General features: G+C 37.9%; 17 protein-coding genes and 1 tRNA gene. 3 read left to right on the top strand and 15 right to left on the bottom strand.

Annotation, left to right across the window (positions count from 1 at the left end):
• Nucleotides 1-32: 32 nt before the first annotated feature.
• From AC3KVK_RS02495 to AC3KVK_RS02430, 14 genes are all read right to left on the bottom strand, one after another.
• Nucleotides 33-1,142 carry a hypothetical protein gene (locus tag AC3KVK_RS02495; RefSeq protein WP_490311013.1) on the bottom strand — a complete coding sequence of 370 codons (1,110 nt, stop codon included), beginning with the start codon at nucleotides 1,140-1,142 and terminating at the stop codon, nucleotides 33-35.
• Between the two features lie 5 nt (nucleotides 1,143-1,147).
• The gene (locus AC3KVK_RS02490; protein WP_490311014.1) at nucleotides 1,148-2,038 is read right to left on the bottom strand and encodes a type II secretion system minor pseudopilin; all 891 of its coding nucleotides are present in this window, start codon (nucleotides 2,036-2,038) and stop codon (nucleotides 1,148-1,150) included.
• Nucleotides 2,035-2,721: a prepilin-type N-terminal cleavage/methylation domain-containing protein gene (locus tag AC3KVK_RS02485; RefSeq protein ID WP_518526925.1), complete on the bottom strand. Its 687-nt coding sequence runs from the start codon at nucleotides 2,719-2,721 to the stop codon at nucleotides 2,035-2,037. The genes AC3KVK_RS02490 and AC3KVK_RS02485 overlap by 4 nt, the downstream gene beginning before the upstream one ends.
• A complete protein-coding gene (locus AC3KVK_RS02480; RefSeq protein WP_490311015.1) occupies nucleotides 2,714-3,148 on the bottom strand; it encodes a prepilin-type N-terminal cleavage/methylation domain-containing protein in 435 nt (144 codons plus the stop codon). Before AC3KVK_RS02480 ends, AC3KVK_RS02485 begins: the two co-directional genes overlap by 8 nt.
• A gap of 4 nt (nucleotides 3,149-3,152) precedes the next feature.
• Nucleotides 3,153-3,578: a prepilin-type N-terminal cleavage/methylation domain-containing protein gene (locus tag AC3KVK_RS02475; protein WP_490311016.1), complete on the bottom strand. Its 426-nt coding sequence runs from the start codon at nucleotides 3,576-3,578 to the stop codon at nucleotides 3,153-3,155.
• Nucleotides 3,579-3,595: 17 nt separating this feature from the next.
• Nucleotides 3,596-4,798, bottom strand: coding sequence for a type II secretion system F family protein (locus AC3KVK_RS02470; RefSeq protein WP_490311017.1), 1,203 nt, complete (start codon nucleotides 4,796-4,798; stop codon nucleotides 3,596-3,598).
• Complete coding sequence (locus AC3KVK_RS02465; RefSeq protein WP_490311018.1) at nucleotides 4,798-6,450, bottom strand: GspE/PulE family protein; 1,653 nt, start codon at nucleotides 6,448-6,450, stop codon at nucleotides 4,798-4,800. Before AC3KVK_RS02465 ends, AC3KVK_RS02470 begins: the two co-directional genes overlap by 1 nt.
• Nucleotides 6,450-6,860, bottom strand: coding sequence for a type II secretion system major pseudopilin GspG (gspG, locus tag AC3KVK_RS02460; RefSeq protein ID WP_490311019.1), 411 nt, complete (start codon nucleotides 6,858-6,860; stop codon nucleotides 6,450-6,452). Before gspG ends, AC3KVK_RS02465 begins: the two co-directional genes overlap by 1 nt.
• Before the next feature lie 135 nt (nucleotides 6,861-6,995).
• A complete protein-coding gene (wecA, locus tag AC3KVK_RS02455) occupies nucleotides 6,996-8,075 on the bottom strand; it encodes a UDP-N-acetylglucosamine--undecaprenyl-phosphate N-acetylglucosaminephosphotransferase (RefSeq protein WP_490311020.1) in 1,080 nt (359 codons plus the stop codon).
• Between the two features lie 151 nt (nucleotides 8,076-8,226).
• Nucleotides 8,227-9,153 (bottom strand): Wzz/FepE/Etk N-terminal domain-containing protein, encoded by a 927-nt coding sequence (locus tag AC3KVK_RS02450; protein ID WP_490311021.1) that lies wholly within the window; start codon nucleotides 9,151-9,153, stop codon nucleotides 8,227-8,229.
• 40 nt (nucleotides 9,154-9,193) lie between these two features.
• On the bottom strand, nucleotides 9,194-11,863 hold the full coding sequence (locus AC3KVK_RS02445; RefSeq protein ID WP_490311022.1) for an SLBB domain-containing protein: 2,670 nt from the start codon (nucleotides 11,861-11,863) through the stop codon (nucleotides 9,194-9,196).
• A gap of 114 nt (nucleotides 11,864-11,977) precedes the next feature.
• Entirely contained in the window at nucleotides 11,978-12,754 is a 777-nt protein-coding gene (locus AC3KVK_RS02440) for a DUF481 domain-containing protein (protein ID WP_490311023.1), read from the bottom strand.
• A 28-nt stretch (nucleotides 12,755-12,782) separates the two neighbouring features.
• Nucleotides 12,783-13,601 (bottom strand): mechanosensitive ion channel family protein, encoded by an 819-nt coding sequence (locus AC3KVK_RS02435; RefSeq protein WP_490311024.1) that lies wholly within the window; start codon nucleotides 13,599-13,601, stop codon nucleotides 12,783-12,785.
• Nucleotides 13,602-13,726: 125 nt separating this feature from the next.
• On the bottom strand, nucleotides 13,727-14,113 hold the full coding sequence (locus tag AC3KVK_RS02430) for a YbaN family protein (RefSeq protein WP_490311233.1): 387 nt from the start codon (nucleotides 14,111-14,113) through the stop codon (nucleotides 13,727-13,729).
• Nucleotides 14,114-14,219: 106 nt separating this feature from the next.
• Here AC3KVK_RS02430 and AC3KVK_RS02425 point away from each other — a divergent pair.
• The 3 genes from AC3KVK_RS02425 to AC3KVK_RS02415 all read left to right on the top strand — a co-directional run bounded on the left by AC3KVK_RS02425 (nucleotide 14,220) and on the right by AC3KVK_RS02415 (nucleotide 15,501).
• Nucleotides 14,220-14,295, top strand: a tRNA-His gene (locus tag AC3KVK_RS02425).
• A 114-nt stretch (nucleotides 14,296-14,409) separates the two neighbouring features.
• Nucleotides 14,410-14,982 (top strand): YceI family protein, encoded by a 573-nt coding sequence (locus tag AC3KVK_RS02420; RefSeq protein WP_490311025.1) that lies wholly within the window; start codon nucleotides 14,410-14,412, stop codon nucleotides 14,980-14,982.
• A 3-nt stretch (nucleotides 14,983-14,985) separates the two neighbouring features.
• The gene (locus AC3KVK_RS02415; protein ID WP_490311026.1) at nucleotides 14,986-15,501 is read left to right on the top strand and encodes a DUF1285 domain-containing protein; all 516 of its coding nucleotides are present in this window, start codon (nucleotides 14,986-14,988) and stop codon (nucleotides 15,499-15,501) included.
• A 75-nt stretch (nucleotides 15,502-15,576) separates the two neighbouring features.
• Here AC3KVK_RS02415 and rpmE read toward each other — a convergent pair whose 3' ends face one another.
• Nucleotides 15,577-15,792 (bottom strand): 50S ribosomal protein L31, encoded by a 216-nt coding sequence (rpmE, locus tag AC3KVK_RS02410; RefSeq protein ID WP_086744205.1) that lies wholly within the window; start codon nucleotides 15,790-15,792, stop codon nucleotides 15,577-15,579.
• Nucleotides 15,793-15,965: the final 173 nt, after the last annotated feature.

The raw sequence follows: 15,965 nt of genomic DNA, 5'->3' as shown, positions 1-15,965 counted from the left end.
AAGGGTAATGCTTCTTCAGTTCATTCATTAGATCAACCTAACTTAGGGAAACTCAGTGTTTGCGTAATAGAAAAGCTCAATGTAAAGCGCTCTCTCGATCCATTTTTAGTGACGGGTAAATCAAATTTGGCTTCTTGGACATTAGGCTGTGTTGATAATAATTCCAATAGGACAGATGCCTTTTCCACCTCTCCTTGGACAATATATCTACCAAATTCATATCTAACACTGCTGATAGTGGCAATATCAAAAACGGGTGCCAAAGATGCAATTAGCCCTAAATGATTGTCCGCACTTTCAGAAATCAAATATAACTGCTTATAAATACTGCGCTTTGCTTCGTATTCAGAGTAACTTTCTAGCAATCCGCTTACATCATCTTGTATTGCATTTATTTGATAGTCTAAATGCGCACCTCGCACCATAAGAAACACAGAACTTAAGCATAAAAAACCTGCGAACAATAGAAAGCCAGGTATTATTAATCCTTGCAGTATTTTATCAAGACTAACCTTAGTCGGCAGCTTAATAAACTGAACTAATTGCATGATATTGAGCGCACATAAGTTTTTCATTAGTGCTTTTTCTTTCTGATTTTCGTCTAAATTTTGCCGATGATTAGCAAGCATTCCTGCAGACATAGCAAACATATCAAAACTATTTATTCTGGCAAACTCATCAGCACTTCTGATTATGTTATTGGGTGATTTTGCAACATAAAAGGCTTTATCTGGAGACTCTTGCACCCTGACAATATGGTGTACTTCCAAGCCGCACCCAAGCAAGTAAGATTCGGGTACTTGAATAAACGAAGTTGTTGTAATTGAGTCAAAGACCCACTGATTAACAAATGTACTATCGTTTGACTTGCTTGCTATACAAGAAACCGTATTGGCTGAACCTGCTAATTTAATTAATTTAGCAACTTCTTTATTTTCAACTACTGGAAAGGTTAATATTTTTTCTTCATAGAAACGATTTGAAATAATTAACAACCAAGGGCTAAAATTTTCGACAACTTTTTTGCCTTGTTCTGAATAATCGAATTGGTGCAACTGGCCATCATAATAGCCCACCTTTGAAAATAAAAAGCTTAATATTGACTTCTTAATTTTATAAAAAATACTGGATATTTGATTCATTTTATTTAGTTTCGTTCCGAAAGAATGAGATATGGAGAAGCCCCTTGGGAAGCATATGGCTGAAGTTTAACTGTGTACTCTTTATGTAATACAATTTGATCTAAGGTAACTTTATACTTTATTTGTAAAGTGTTTGCGACCACTAACCATGACTCATCACTATCTTGAATTCCACTGATAGACTCAAACTTATTTCGATCCAATTGATTGCTTTCACGCAACCTTTTAATCATCAACTCTGAACCTATATTTTTAGTGATACTCTTAATCATCTCGATCGATGCAGACAATGGGTTAAAATGACCAATAAAATGGATTGTTGAATTCGCCAGAATTAGTTTTTTTTCTTCATCGGTGAACTGCATTACTTTATCAACCTCACTTAAGTGACTTAAAGGAGCATTTCTGATCAAAGAGTTATCACCACTATCTCTACCAAACTCGCGCGGTTCAGCATCTGGATCTTGCCAATCTAACAAACGTTCAATAATCATTCTAGCTCGGGTTGGTGTAACCCCATTAGCCACGAGTAGCTTATTGAGAACATTAATATTAGGCTTGTGAAGGTTGATCAACCCTGCTAAATCCTGGATTTCAACATCAACAAACTGATTTAACTTAAATGGTTGGCCATGAAAATTCCAAACACTCTTTATGTCTAAGTTTTCCTCTTCATCATTGCTGGCAATCACCATCACTTTATCTTTTGTTAAAAGATTAAATAGTACAGTCGAATGAGCTGATTTCAGATAAAACTCAGCTTCAGCACGTTTTTTTGCCATTTGGGCTAGTGAGACTTGTTGTTTCGCAGTCTGATTTAAGTAGATTGCAAACACTGTCAGAATAGCGGTAAATAAAAGCACTTGTATTAGTGCAATCCCATTTACTTTTTTCACGGATCAACCTCAATGTATGGGGTTAAATACCGCAGTGAGTTTCGCTCCATTTGAACTTTAAATGAAAATTCAAGATCAACTGACTCCACAACGACCTCTACCTCGTTAGGTAAAGCTTGAGAGTTCAACCCTGAAAACTCACTTCTCCAAGAGGCTGAATTACCTTCAACATTTTTCTCAGTTTTAGTAAGGAGATTATCCCAACCAAAGTAGCTTAACTCAAACTTTGATACCCCTTCTAACAACAAGTAGCTATGCTCGAAAACAATCTCTTGCGTTGAAGATGTTAATAAAAAATGTTCTGTACTTAGCGCTTGATATATCAAATCAAATTTACCATTTTCCACTTCCTTCAGTGAAAGTAAGAAAATTTCAGGGTATTCATTTGAAAATAACCCCTGCTCGGTAATAGATAAAAGCCGGTTTTTTTTCCCAATAAAAAAAAAGCCATAATTGGAAGCTAATAATTGTCTATCTTCAATAACTAGCGGAAGAGTACTACTGAGCACTTTTTCTAATATTTGGATATTCCGACTCAGACTAAGTGAATTATCAAAAGTACCTAATTGCTTCTCCCATCGATTTGCTAACATTTGATAACTAAATGAGCCCAAGAATAGCAGTGAACTAAGTATCATGATGGTGATTAGTAATTCAATCAATGTGAAGCCATTTCTACTCATGCCAAGAGACTTCCAAGTAGGTATAAGATTGAAGCGTAGACAGAAATTCAAGGTCTAAGTTCACTTCCCACAATTTATATTTTTTCGGATGCTCAGTTAGCTTCCCCGACTCAGGATCAAAACTCACTGGCGGAGACTGAAAATCTATAGAGTTGGCGACCCATTTATAGTGAACATTGTATTCAGTCCCACTCCCTTGCAAAAAAAGTACCTTTGAATCTGAAGTATCAAAAATCACACTTTTAATTTTTTTCTCAATAAAGGGGGCAGCTAAGCTTAGCTTTACATGATTTTCAGCCTTGAGCGAAGAAGTGACAACTCCTTTATAGATCAACCCTAAAACAGCGATAGTACCAAATAAGATGACACTCGCTATCATGACCTCTATAAGCGTAAAACCGAGATTTTGTTTATTATTTGCAAACATTTTATTATTCAAAATTATAAGGCTTATTGATTAAATCAAAAACCTCAAGCTCCACTATCTTATTTCCAACATGAATTGAGACTGGATTTCGTTCTTGAATAAATCCGTATTGATTAAATCGCAGACTTCTGTTTTTAAAAAATAAATGCTTGTAAGTTGTGCTTTTGATTATTGCTGATGAATTTATGTTTTTGATAATAACTTCTTTGCCATTCAAATTTAAGTGAAAATGTTGACCTGTCAGGTATGCTGCCTTACTCATGTACTTCAAGTTATTCTGAAAACTGATGAGCTCTGTTTTTGCTTCACTCTTATCTAGTTGCTGCAAAGTTAGCGGCCCTACTAACCCCATTAATAAAGCAACTACTGCCATCACAATCATGAGCTCAATTAACGTGAATCCCATCCCTCCTCTTCGTTGCTTAGCCACATCCAGATTCATTTGGTTTAAAATCCAACATCGTTAAGAGACACCATACTTAAAAGCATTACGACTACAACACTCCCAACAAAACCACCCATAAATAAGATCATCAACGGCTCTATTAGGGTCGTCATCTTAGAGGTCCAGCTTTCGAACTCTTGACGTGACCGGTTAGCCACTTCATCAAATACCCGCTCTAAATTACCCGACTCTTCGCCCACTTCGAGTAGTGAGATAAAAAAATCAGGGTAAAGGGAGGTTTGTTTTAACGCAGGAGTAAGTGCACTCCCTCGCTTTACTTTTTGTTTGACTATTTCCATCTCTCGGCGTAGTGAATGATTTTTGATATTACCTGCAGATAGCCCTAATGCTTTATCTATCGGCACACCGGCTTTAACCATCATAGCCAAACCGCTATTAAAACGAATGCGTTCGATGGTGATGATAGCTGTTCTGATTACAGGAAGTTTTAGCGAGGTATTTTGCCACCAAGCTAAAAACTTAGGTTGTTTTGCCGCCGCAACTAACCCGAAAGTACCGGCCAATAAAGCAACAAGTAATAAGCCTTGATACTGCATCATCCACTCGCTACTACTCAGCATCATTTGGGTATACCAAGGTAAATCTTTGGCATCAGCGAACATGCTCGACATTTTTGGGATAATAAAGTTAAAAATGAACACAATACTTAAAATACAGACGAAAAAAATAACACTTGGATAGGTCAGCGAGCTGATGATTTTGCTGCGTAAATCACGTTTAAATTTTAAGTCTTTGGCTAAGTCAGCAAATATTTCGCTCAGGTTTCCTGATGCTTCCCCAAGCTCAATCAAATTACAATAAAGCTCATCAAAAACCTCAGGATGATCACGGCATGCATCAGACAAGTTGTTACCTTTCTTGATGCTTTGGTTCAGATCATTGAGTAATTTAGCTAAAGCGGGTTTGGCTTTGGTTTTACGTATGATATCAATACCGCGGTCAATTTTAACGCCCGATTCCAACAACAAACTAAGCTCTGCTGTTAAAAACTCTAAATCAGCAAGGTTTACTTTTTCTCCAAAGCTAAAAACATTTTTTCCAGGCTCCTGATAAGCCTTAATTTCTGAAGGCAGGAGCCCTTGTGCTTTTAATAGCTCTAAGGCGTTGGATTGATCACTTGCTTCGATTTGACCATCCGTTTTTGCACCTGAGCTATCGTAAGCTTTGTAGTTAAATAATGCCATCAGCCCGCAACTCGCAATACTTCATCTATTGTCGTAAAGCCTTGTACAGCTTTATACAAGCCATCTTCAAGTAAAGTACGACGATTTAACTTTGCATTATGCGCTTTGGCTTTATTAATAAAATCGCTGTCTTTAGGCATCGCTTTTATTGCGTCATCACAACCCAAGTATTCGGTGACTGCCATTCGACCTTTATAGCCAGTATGAGAACAATGCTCACACCCTTCGCCTTTACGAAGGTTAAATTCACTTAAATCAAATTTATTCGCAAATGCATGAAGCTCATACTTCTCAATCAAAGACTCGGCATCAGGATGAGGTACTGAGCATTTAGGGCAAATTTTTCGGGCTAACCGCTGTGCAACTATCGAGACTAAAGCGGCATTAAGTAGAAATTCTTCAACTCCTAGATCGAGTAGCCGAGTATAAGCGCTAGCTGCATCATTGGTATGCACGGTTGAGAAAACTAAGTGACCCGTTAACGCCGATTGCAGTGCAATTTGTGCAGTTTCTTTATCGCGGATTTCACCAAGCATGATGATATCTGGATCTTGGCGTACAATACTCCGTAAACCTGCAGAGAAATCAAAACCAATATCACTGTTTACTTGTACTTGGTTGATTCCAGGTAATTGGTACTCGACAGGATCTTCTAAAGTTATTATTTTCACATCATCATTGTTAAGTGCATTTAAAAACGTGTACAAGGTCGTGGTTTTACCTGAACCAGTTGGGCCTGTGAGCAATACAACCCCCGCAGTGGTACGGATATCACCTCGTATCATAGCTTCAATATCAGCCGATAACCCAAGGACAGACATATCATACTGCACATTATCTTTGCGTAAAAAACGCATGACGACCGATTCACCATCATTAAGTGGTAATGCTGAAACACGAATGTCGATTTCTTGATTTGAGATTTTCATCTCAATTTTTCCATCTTGCGGTCGGCGCTTTTCAGCGATATCCATTCCAGATAATATCTTCAAACGGGTCACAATCGGCAACTGCATTTTTGGGGCTAAACGCTCTACTTCATGTAATACACCATCGACGCGATAGCGCACCCGATAACGCCCCTGATATGGTTCTAAATGCATATCAGATGCCCCCTGACGCAACGCTCGAGAAATTAATGAATTGAGCAAATTAACCGTAGGTGCTTCTGTGGCCAGCTCTCTGAGTCGATCCTCTTCATCTCCAACAAACTCTGAGTTATCTTCTTCCACCGTATGTTGCTCATACTGAGCTAATAAACTTTGAATGTCAGATTCAGTGGCAATAAACAGCTCAGCGTTAATTTTATGTTTACTTAGCCATTCATTTATCGTGAGATCAAGCGGAAAAACACACGCAAAGGTCCAATTATCACCATCAACCTTTAACGGTAGCCAGTTTTTCGATACCAGTATTTTAAAATCTTCATCAGCGACAGTAGGTAAGCTTTGCTCTTGCCAAGTAAACAAATCTAGCAAAGGAATATCGAGATAACGCGATAGAAAATGAGGAACTTGATCGTCTGGAAGGCTCCCCATATTAACTAAAATTTGCTCTAATCTACCACCAAACCGCTGTTGAAAACTGAGTGCTCGCTCAAGATCGGGTTGCGTTATAAAAAACTCATCACGAAGTAATTGATTTATTTCCATTATTTATGAACTATGTCTTCGTTACTATCTTCGCCACCAAGCTTGCCATCAGCACCATATGACATGATGCTATAGGGGTTCCCGTCTTCACCGGGAATTTTATATACATAAGGATTTCCCCAAGGATCGAGCGGAATATCTTTAGGCAAATAAGGACCATCCCAGCGAGGTTCAGATCCAACTCTCAGATCTTCGAGTTTTTGCGGGTATTTACCTAAATCTAAGCGATAAGTATCCAAAGCGGTTTCAAATGCAGACATTTGAGTAGCTGCTATGCCTCTCTCTGCCGTGCTTAATTTATTAAAAAACTTTGGTGCCACTAAGGACATTAGTAACCCTAAAATCACAATAACGATTAATAGTTCCATCATTGTAAAGCCAAATTGAGAAGATAATTTTTTTTGTTTCATAGTTTTATAATGACCATATCAGCATAGAAAGGAATACCCGCTCGATACTACCAAGATTGACGATTACTGTCGATATAAGAGGTTTGCTTGAAACAGAAATTTATGCCCAAACAAGAAAAAGCCTTAAGTAAATACTTAAGGCTTTTTGTATGAATGACTATTATTGCGGTTTCGCCTCAAGAAGCGAGCCACTTTCCAGCTATGTTGAATACAGGAAGAATAGCCAATAAAAACCATTATGAATAAAACAAGCATAACTAAATCAGGAACCGCTAATAACTCACCAGTTATTCCTACCCCACTCATAATCATTGAGAAGGTTGCGATCACAGAGAGTGCTTTACGAGAGCTAAAACCTATGCGCATAAATACATGGTGCAAATGATCTCTATCTGCCATAAAGGGAGATTGACCTTTTTTAAGACGACGGATAATGATCGCCATCATATCCATAAGTGGAATTGCAATAATCCAAAGGGCTGTCACAGGCCTAAAAGCAACGCCCTCACCTTGGGTGCACACCATCAAAAACCAAACAATACTCAAACCAATAAACATTGAACCTGCGTCACCCATAAAAATTTTGCGATTCCGATGCCCTTTAACCCCTAAGTTAAAAGCTAAATAAGGCACAATTGTGGCGATAATAATTAAAGGTAATGCTGTAATAGCAAAATGACCACTGAAGCTCATCAGTAAAAAAACTGATACTAATGTTGTAATACTAAGCGAACCAGCTAATCCATCAATCCCATCAATCATATTGAATGCATTAATCGCGGCAATAACACTTATTATTGTAAAAGGAATACCAAACAAACCTAAGTCAATCCCACCTGTACCAAATAAATTACCGAGATTATGAATATATACATCAGAACCCCACATCATTACTAAAGCAACAATCGTTTGGATACAAAGTCTAATTTTAACTCCTAATTGCCTATAGTCATCCACAACACCCAAGAGCACAATCGCTCCAGCACAGACCAAGTAGCTCACTAGGGGTTTATCTAGTGGATAAAACATTAAAACAGATACTAAGACAGCAACAAATATACACACGCCACCAATAAGAGGAATTGAGCCTATATGTTTTTTTCGACTACATGGCTCATCAACTAAGCCAACTTTTATAGCGAATGGTTTGATCGTGATTATAGCGATATAAGATGCAAGGAAAGCAAAAAAGACCGTGAATGTTTCTGTAAACATAATTTAAAATACATTTCCTATTGTGGACGATATTGTAATACAAACTATAAAAAAAACAAATTAGGCATAGTCATTTTTCAATAATAAACAGCACCTTAAAATACAATTTATTAGGAACTAACCTTTATTATCTACCCGTAGTAAAAATAGCTTACTTATTTTTTATAAAAAATCTTATTAAAACAATTACACTACCTAATAAAACCCCAAGCAAGGTACCAAATATACATAAAGTAGCTCTTTTCGGGCCATCTTTTAGCTCTGGAACAACTGCAGGATCAATTACCTTAAACACATATTCACTTCGCGCATTCGCAAGCATTTTAGTTTGCTCTTGTTGCTCAATTAACTCATAAAAGATTTTTTGCATATCTGCTACGACTGTTTCTTGTAAAGCTGCTGTTAAATAGTTAATGCTATTATTGGCCTCTTCAATATCATCTTTCTTTATTTTACTATTTATAGCCTCAACCAATTTATCGGCAATATCCTTCGCAATATAAGGTGAAGCATGAAAGACCGAAATTTGAGTCAAACCTGATTTCTTATCAGAAGTTATGACTAAATGCTCCTTTAAAAATTTCTCATATACTTCTTGAGAACTTGGTTCTGCCACTCTCGGAAATACAGCTTCTCTAACCCAGAGTTTTAACTTTGAATCATAAACATTATCATTATAAACCAGTGCGTTTTGATGCGCATCCCAGTCTTTAACCGCCATAATATTTACTTTAAAATCATAGTATTCGACAAATTCAACAATAAACGATCTACTTTTGATTATCTCTAAAGCTAAAGCTGACTTATCACTCGTTGCTGAGCCTAGGTTAACACCCGCCATTGCTGCCAACCCCCCAAATTGAGATGTAAGCTTAGACCCCACTCCACTTTTACCTTCATCTGCAGCAGTTAGCAACACTGTTGATTTATAAATATTCGGAATTGAAAGCGCGTAAAAGACACTCATTCCAGAAAAGACAATAGCAAAAGCTAAGACAATGAACTTCCCCCCCCATAAGGCTTTAAATAGCTCCATTAAAGCTATTTCATCATTGGCTTTATTTAAGACAGACTGCATTTAATATTATTCCATTCAATTCTAAGATTCTTCTGCAACACTATTTTATCAAGACAGAAAGAGAAGCCGCCGCAGTGCCCAAGTTATACACTATCTGTGTAACAGTACTCCACAGTGTGAGTTTATCCATGTGCTCAGCATCTAGAGGAACCACGATTGTATCCCCAGGAGCCAAATCAACTCCAGAAGACACAGAAAACCAGGCATCGTTGCTAGGTATTTTAACTGAACCATTAGCTTTGATAATGTAAACGCGTTCTTCATCAGCCCTTTGTTTAAAGCCACCACTAGCTGCAATATAAGTCTCTAATGTCATTTCCTTATTGAACAAGTGAGACGTTGATACATTAACCTCACCAATCACATTTATGGTATTTTGAATGGCTGGAACATATAGTGTATCACCGTCTTCAAGTTCAAGTTTTTGAGTGCCATTATAAATTTCATTAATATCGATAACGAGACGACCTAACGCTTCTACTTCAGACAAATCATTTAAAAGCTTATTTGTATCTTCATAACTCAGTGACGAATCAGTTATCGAATTCTGAAAGCTTTTTGAGGCAATTTCGCGGCGCAAGTCCTCTGATAGTTTTTTAAGTTGCTCTCGTTCTTTTATACGAATCGATTCTCGAGTAAAAATAGCACCATCAGGAGCAGAAAACTCGGTCAACCCTCCAGCACGCTCAAGAACACTTTCAAGTGTTTCACCGCGCCTGATAGAGTAAATACCAGGAAAACGAACTTCACCAACCAACTGAACGGACACCTCTTCCTGCCAATTAGGAACTGAAAAGATATTTAATGAATCTTTACTTTTAAGTTTATATTTTAAATCTGACTGATTTAATAATGCAGATTCGATATTAAAAGTTATATGCTCAACTTTATTGATACTATTTTGAGAAAGCCGTGTCACCTCTGCCTTTTCTAAAAAAGCGGACTCTAACAAACCTCCCGCTGCAGCTACTGCATTGGCTATACTTCCATCTTTTACTAACGGATAAACACCTGGATAACGAACTTTACCATTAACAGCTATTAATTGAGCTTCACTGCCTGATGAGGCTTGCTGTTGTAGCCTAAGAACGATAGGTTTCAATAATAATTTGCGACTAAATAGTGAGTAATCATCCTCATTAAGCTCTTCTTTTTCACCTTTTAATAATTGAGTTAGGCTATCTATGTCTTTTTCTTTTAACTCTTTTTCTTCAATTAAAATGCCAATATATTCTTGAAACTTTCGATTTTCATATTGTTGCCACTGTTCGACTTTTTCTTGTAATGCAATCTGCTCTTCCGTAAATGCCATACCTGAGAGTACACGCTTTTCATCTACTTTCTCTTCAAAACGACTAAATATAACAACGATATCTCGAGGCTCCAATTTAAAGTCTAGGGAAGAACTGTTTGATACTTCCAACAATGAAAACTGCAGTATCTCTATTTCTCCTTTTAGATTCTTCTCCCTTACGATTAATGAATAGTCGAAGTCAGCAATTGGTAATACATCTGTTTTTATGGAAGAAATTAAGCTCGAGATGCGATCTCCTTTTTTCCAGGCATAATGTCCAGGACGGGCCACCGCTCCCATCAAAGTCACCGCATTTTCGAGCTCCTTTGAAGAAGCTTGAATTTTAATGATGTCGCCATCTTGAGGTTGGTAATCTACAGGCTGCTGTGAAAAGTCGAGTGTAAGTACTGTTTTAAAGCTATTGCCCTTATAACGCTCAATGATAGTTTTCTGCGGGAAAGCTTCAGCTTTAAATCCACCAGCCATTTTTATCAAATCTTCAGCGGTTTCATTCTCTTTCAATTCAAAAATAGCTGGGCGCTTCACCAATCCAGAAATTGTAACTTGCTTACCAACCGATGGAACAAAAACCACATCCCCCGCTTTGAGCATCACATCATTTGTACTATCGCCTCGAATCAATAGATCATAGTAATCTAAAGTGGTAATCGTTTTTCCTGCTCGCTTTAACTGAATATTGCGCAAAGAACCAATATCGCTCACCCCTCCTGCGACAAATAATGCATGGCTTAACGAAGACAAGGAGGAAATAGTATATGATCCCGGTTTGTAGGCTTCACCTAACACCATCACGCGCATCGAACGTAATTTACCAAGCGATACAAAGGCTTTTACACCAATAATTTCTTGTGTAATTTTGGTTTTGATCAGCTCTTTTACTTCAGAAAAACTAAGACCAGCGACATGGACAGGTGTTAAATCAGGTATCGCTAAGCGACCTTCACGATCAACTGCCACGTCATACATCTGATTTTCTTTGCCGTATAAATTAATTTGAAACTCATCACCCCGCCCTACAATATAAGTTTCTGGCACAGCTGCAGTCTCGCTTGGTGTAAACGACATAGGCTCACCGGCAAAAAGTTCATACCCAAACGGTTTGAGCTCTTCAGTCTCGGGTTTAAATTTTTTATCTAACTTATCTTCCTCAGTTTCTAGCTCTTCAATTCGAGGAAATACCGATTGCGTATTACTTTCAGATTCTGATGTATTGTTATCCGATTTTTTATTGAGCGAATTAAGGTCAATTCCATATTGTTTCGCGAGTACTTGCTGTTGAGATTTCGGTAATTTTTTAAACTGTTCTAATTGTTGTGGTGTCGGTGAAGCAGCATTTGCACTACTTGTGATACCTATGAGTACTAAAGCAGAAAAGATTAAGCTTAAAAATTTCACGCAAATCCCTTATATCAAGAAAAAGTCAAAACAAAGGTCGCTATTCTACCTGACTTTAGATATAAAAAAAAAGGGAGCAAATGCTCCCTGTTACAAATAATAACAATTTCTACCTTAGAAATTGTATACCAGCGTCAATACCGTCTCAGTATCTGTGTTTTCTTTATCACCCGAAACATCGCTATTGTGGGTGACATTAAAACCCACTTTCATTTGCATTGAACCATTGATCTTAGTTAATAATGCCGATTCAGATTTAGTCTTAGTATTGGTGTCGCCGTATTCAACCTGTACAAGTTGCGTAAAACGCGCGCCTTCACTAATTTTCCATCTAAAATTAACCATTCCAAGAGCAATGGCTTCGCCATCCGTTTCACCTGCAACTAGGTTACCTTTGGAATCTTTAACTGCACTTGTTTCTGAGTGTTTAAAATACTTATAACCAGGACCTATTTCAGCATCGAGTTTTATCGTGCTGGTTTCATAAAAACGTGCACCATAACCTAAAGAAGCTAATGTTTCATGTCGGTATGCACCAAAATAATCTGATACGTGCGAACCATAAACGAAAAAGTGTGAGTGTTTTTCACCCACTTCATAATTCCCTTTTGCTGACGCTGAGTACTTTTCATTCGTACGCTGCGTTTCTTTCACCCCAGAATCTAAAGTTACTTCGTCTTCTTTATACAAACCATCAAGCTTATACTCATTCACCCAGCTTTCTAAATTGTGCTGTGCTGTAATCGCACCTTTGAGTGTATTTGTCTTTGTATTACCACTTGTGGCAATTAAACCCAGCTCACTTGATACTTCCCACGTTTTGTCAGCTTCATCAGCCATAGCAACGTTTGAAGTGGCTAAGACTGCGCTGACTAATAATAACTTTTTCATTTAAAACCTTTTAAATCTAAATTGAGTCTTATGCGTCTTTATGTAAGTGCACATCCATTTGTGGATATGGAATTGAGATATTGTTATCGTCTAAAGCAATTTTAATATTTTCCATCAATGCAAAATATGTTGGCCAGTAATCACCGCTATTCACCCAAGGGCGTACGACAAAGTTCACACTTGAATCGGCTAACTCTAGCACTGCGACAGTAAATGCAGGATCTTTTAATACACGCTCATCAGCATTTAATACATTTTCAAGCACTTGCTTAGTTTGTTTCAAATCAGCCTCATAGCTGACACCGATCACTAAATCGATACGACGCGTTGCTTCACGAGAAAAATTTGTGATGGGGCCACCCATAATTGCTGAGTTGGGCATAATAATAACTTTATTATCTGGCGTGCGTAATTCAGTAGAAAAGATTTCGATTTTTTGTACACTGCCCGACTTGCCGCCAGCCTCAACAAAGTCACCGGCTTTAAACGGGCGCAGAATAATAATTAATACACCTGATGCGAAATTAGATAACGACCCCTGTAACGCGAGACCTACAGCCAAACCCGCAGCACCCAAAATAGCAACAAACGAAGTAGTTTGAATGCCTAACTGTGATAAAGCCATCAAAATTACAGCTGCAAACACTAAAGCATAAACAATGCTTGATAAGAAACTCGATACAGCCTTATCTACCTTACGCTTTTCTAACCCTTTAGCTGTTAGTTTTCCGACAAAATGTGCCGCTTTATTACCAATAATAAATATAACAATTGCAAAAATTGCTTGAACACCATAGTGCAAGAGCAAATCTGAGTTACTCGTTAACCACTCAATAGCTTTATCCATGTTTTATTCCATAAGTGTCAAATTTAGGGATGGCAATTATATCGAACTTTATTTGTGCAGTAATGAAAAAAATAATAAATTTTTATCCTATTTTTAAATTTTTAATTCGTATAGTCAGCAAAGGTTCATACATCGCCTTTTGACAAAGCTCTGACGCTCGGTCGAGTCCAAATAAAAATCAGGACTATTAAGATAGACATACACACCAGCATTTTTAAGTACTGTGAGAATGACAAACATAACAAAGGATAAGCAACCATCAGCACCATTGAACATGTTGCGATTAACTTAACCCGAAAACTGATCACTCCGTATTGCAGCCAGTCGACAATAAGCGGCCCAAATAGGCGATGATTCAATAACCAAGCATGCAAACGCGTTGATCCTTTAGAAAAACAAAAGGCAGCCAATAATATAAAGGGGGTCGTTGGCAGTAACGGTAATACTACACCAATCCCGCCTAACAACAGGCTCAGCAAACCAAAAATCAACCAAACCGCTCGTTTTAGCATCAAAAACCATCTCCAATACATTTTATTTAAAAAAAGACTATCACAACTCTTCCCAAAGGAAGTTATTTTATGTATTATGCGCGCCACACCAAACATGGTGTTAGTGGCGGTTGTAGCTCAGTTGGTAGAGCCCCGGATTGTGATTCCGGTTGTCGCGGGTTCAATCCCCGTCAATCGCCCCATTTTTTACTTTTTTCTCTCCCTAGAATAATCAATACAAAATATCCTATTGTTACTACAAATTATTTAACTTGATGCTATCATCTGCCAAATTTATTTTTTGGATAGTATTCACCATGTTTAAGACATTAATTCTTCCTGCGCTTTGTCTTCTTAGCACTCCAAGTTTCGCTCATTGGCAAATTGATAATGAACAAAGCCGCGTAAATTTTGTATCAATTAAAAACAATACCATTGCAGAAACACACTTTTTTAAATCACTTTCGGGCGAAATTAATGACAGCGGCTTGTTCAATATGAACATTGATCTGGCCAGCATCGAAAGTAACATCGCAATACGCAATACACGCATGCAAGAGTTCTTATTTGAAACAGCTCAGTTTCCTCACCTAACACTTTCAGCCAATGTGTCATCCGCCCTTGAGAGCATCAAAAAAGGCCAATCAAAGATAATGAGCTTACCTGCAAGCCTCTCTCTTCATGGTGTAAATAAAGAAATCAATGTCGATGTGTTAATTACACACCAAGTCACGGGCGGGTTAATTGTCGCTTCAGTAATGCCTGTACTTATCAATGCCGCTGACTTTGGCTTAACGGCTGGTGTTGAGAAATTACAGCAACTAGCCGGGCTGCCTTCTATCGCACAAGCCGTACCAGTTTCATTTGTCCTAACATTAGAAAAACATTAATCCATGGACTTAGCCGCGCTCAGTCAACACATTGAAGGAAAGCTTCCTGAATTAGACAATTGGGATCCCCCTTTTTGTGGCGAGATCGATATCCATATCCGATCGGATGGGCGCTGGTACTTTCAAGGTACAGAGATTAAGCGCATAGAAATGGTTAAACTCTTTGCCTCTGTCATGCTTAAAGAAGCCCAGAGTTACTATTTAAAAACCCCTGTAGAAAAAGTCAGAATTAAAGTGGACGATGCCCCTTTTGTAATTGTTGATTACAATGAACAGCAAACAGAACAAGGATTAGCATTGTGCTTAGTCGATAACCTTGCGCGCACCTTTGTATTATCGCCAAGACACCCTTTAATTTTGCAGCAACATCTAGACCAAACACTTCCCTACTTAATTCTTCATCATGGTTTAACAGCTAAGCTAAATAGAAACGTTTATTATCAACTCGCACAACAGACTACTGAAAAAAATGGGATATTCACGATCCAATCTGGCGAGCATTCGTTCAGATTGGGCTAAATCAAGCGTTTAACCAAAGTTTCAGCCACAAAAAAAAGCACCTGAAGGTGCTTTTTTTTAAACAATAACAACAAATTATTTTTTGCTGCTAAGTGCGCCAAAACGCTTGTTAAAGCGATCAACACGACCACCTGTATCAAGAATTTTTTGCTTACCAGTATAGAACGGGTGACACTCAGAACATACGTCTAAGTGAACGTCTTTACATAAAGTAGAGCGAGTAGAAAAGCTGTTACCACATGAACAGGTGGCATTGATTAATTCGTACTTAGGGTGGATATCTTTTTTCATAGTAACCTCAGGTAAGGCCGTATCGCTCTCCAAACCCGAAGTCTGGCACCATACGTAGTTAAACAAATGTAGTTAGGGCGCGTATTTTAGACAAATCAGTACACCGACACAAGCGTTATCTTTCATCAGCAACATAATATCCTTTACCTCCTTCTATTTAAAACATAAGAATT

Source organism: Pseudoalteromonas sp. J2K-J979 (assembly GCF_058169715.2).
The sequence above is the reverse complement of the archived record's forward strand: the minus strand, read 5'-3'. Positions and strand labels throughout refer to the sequence as shown.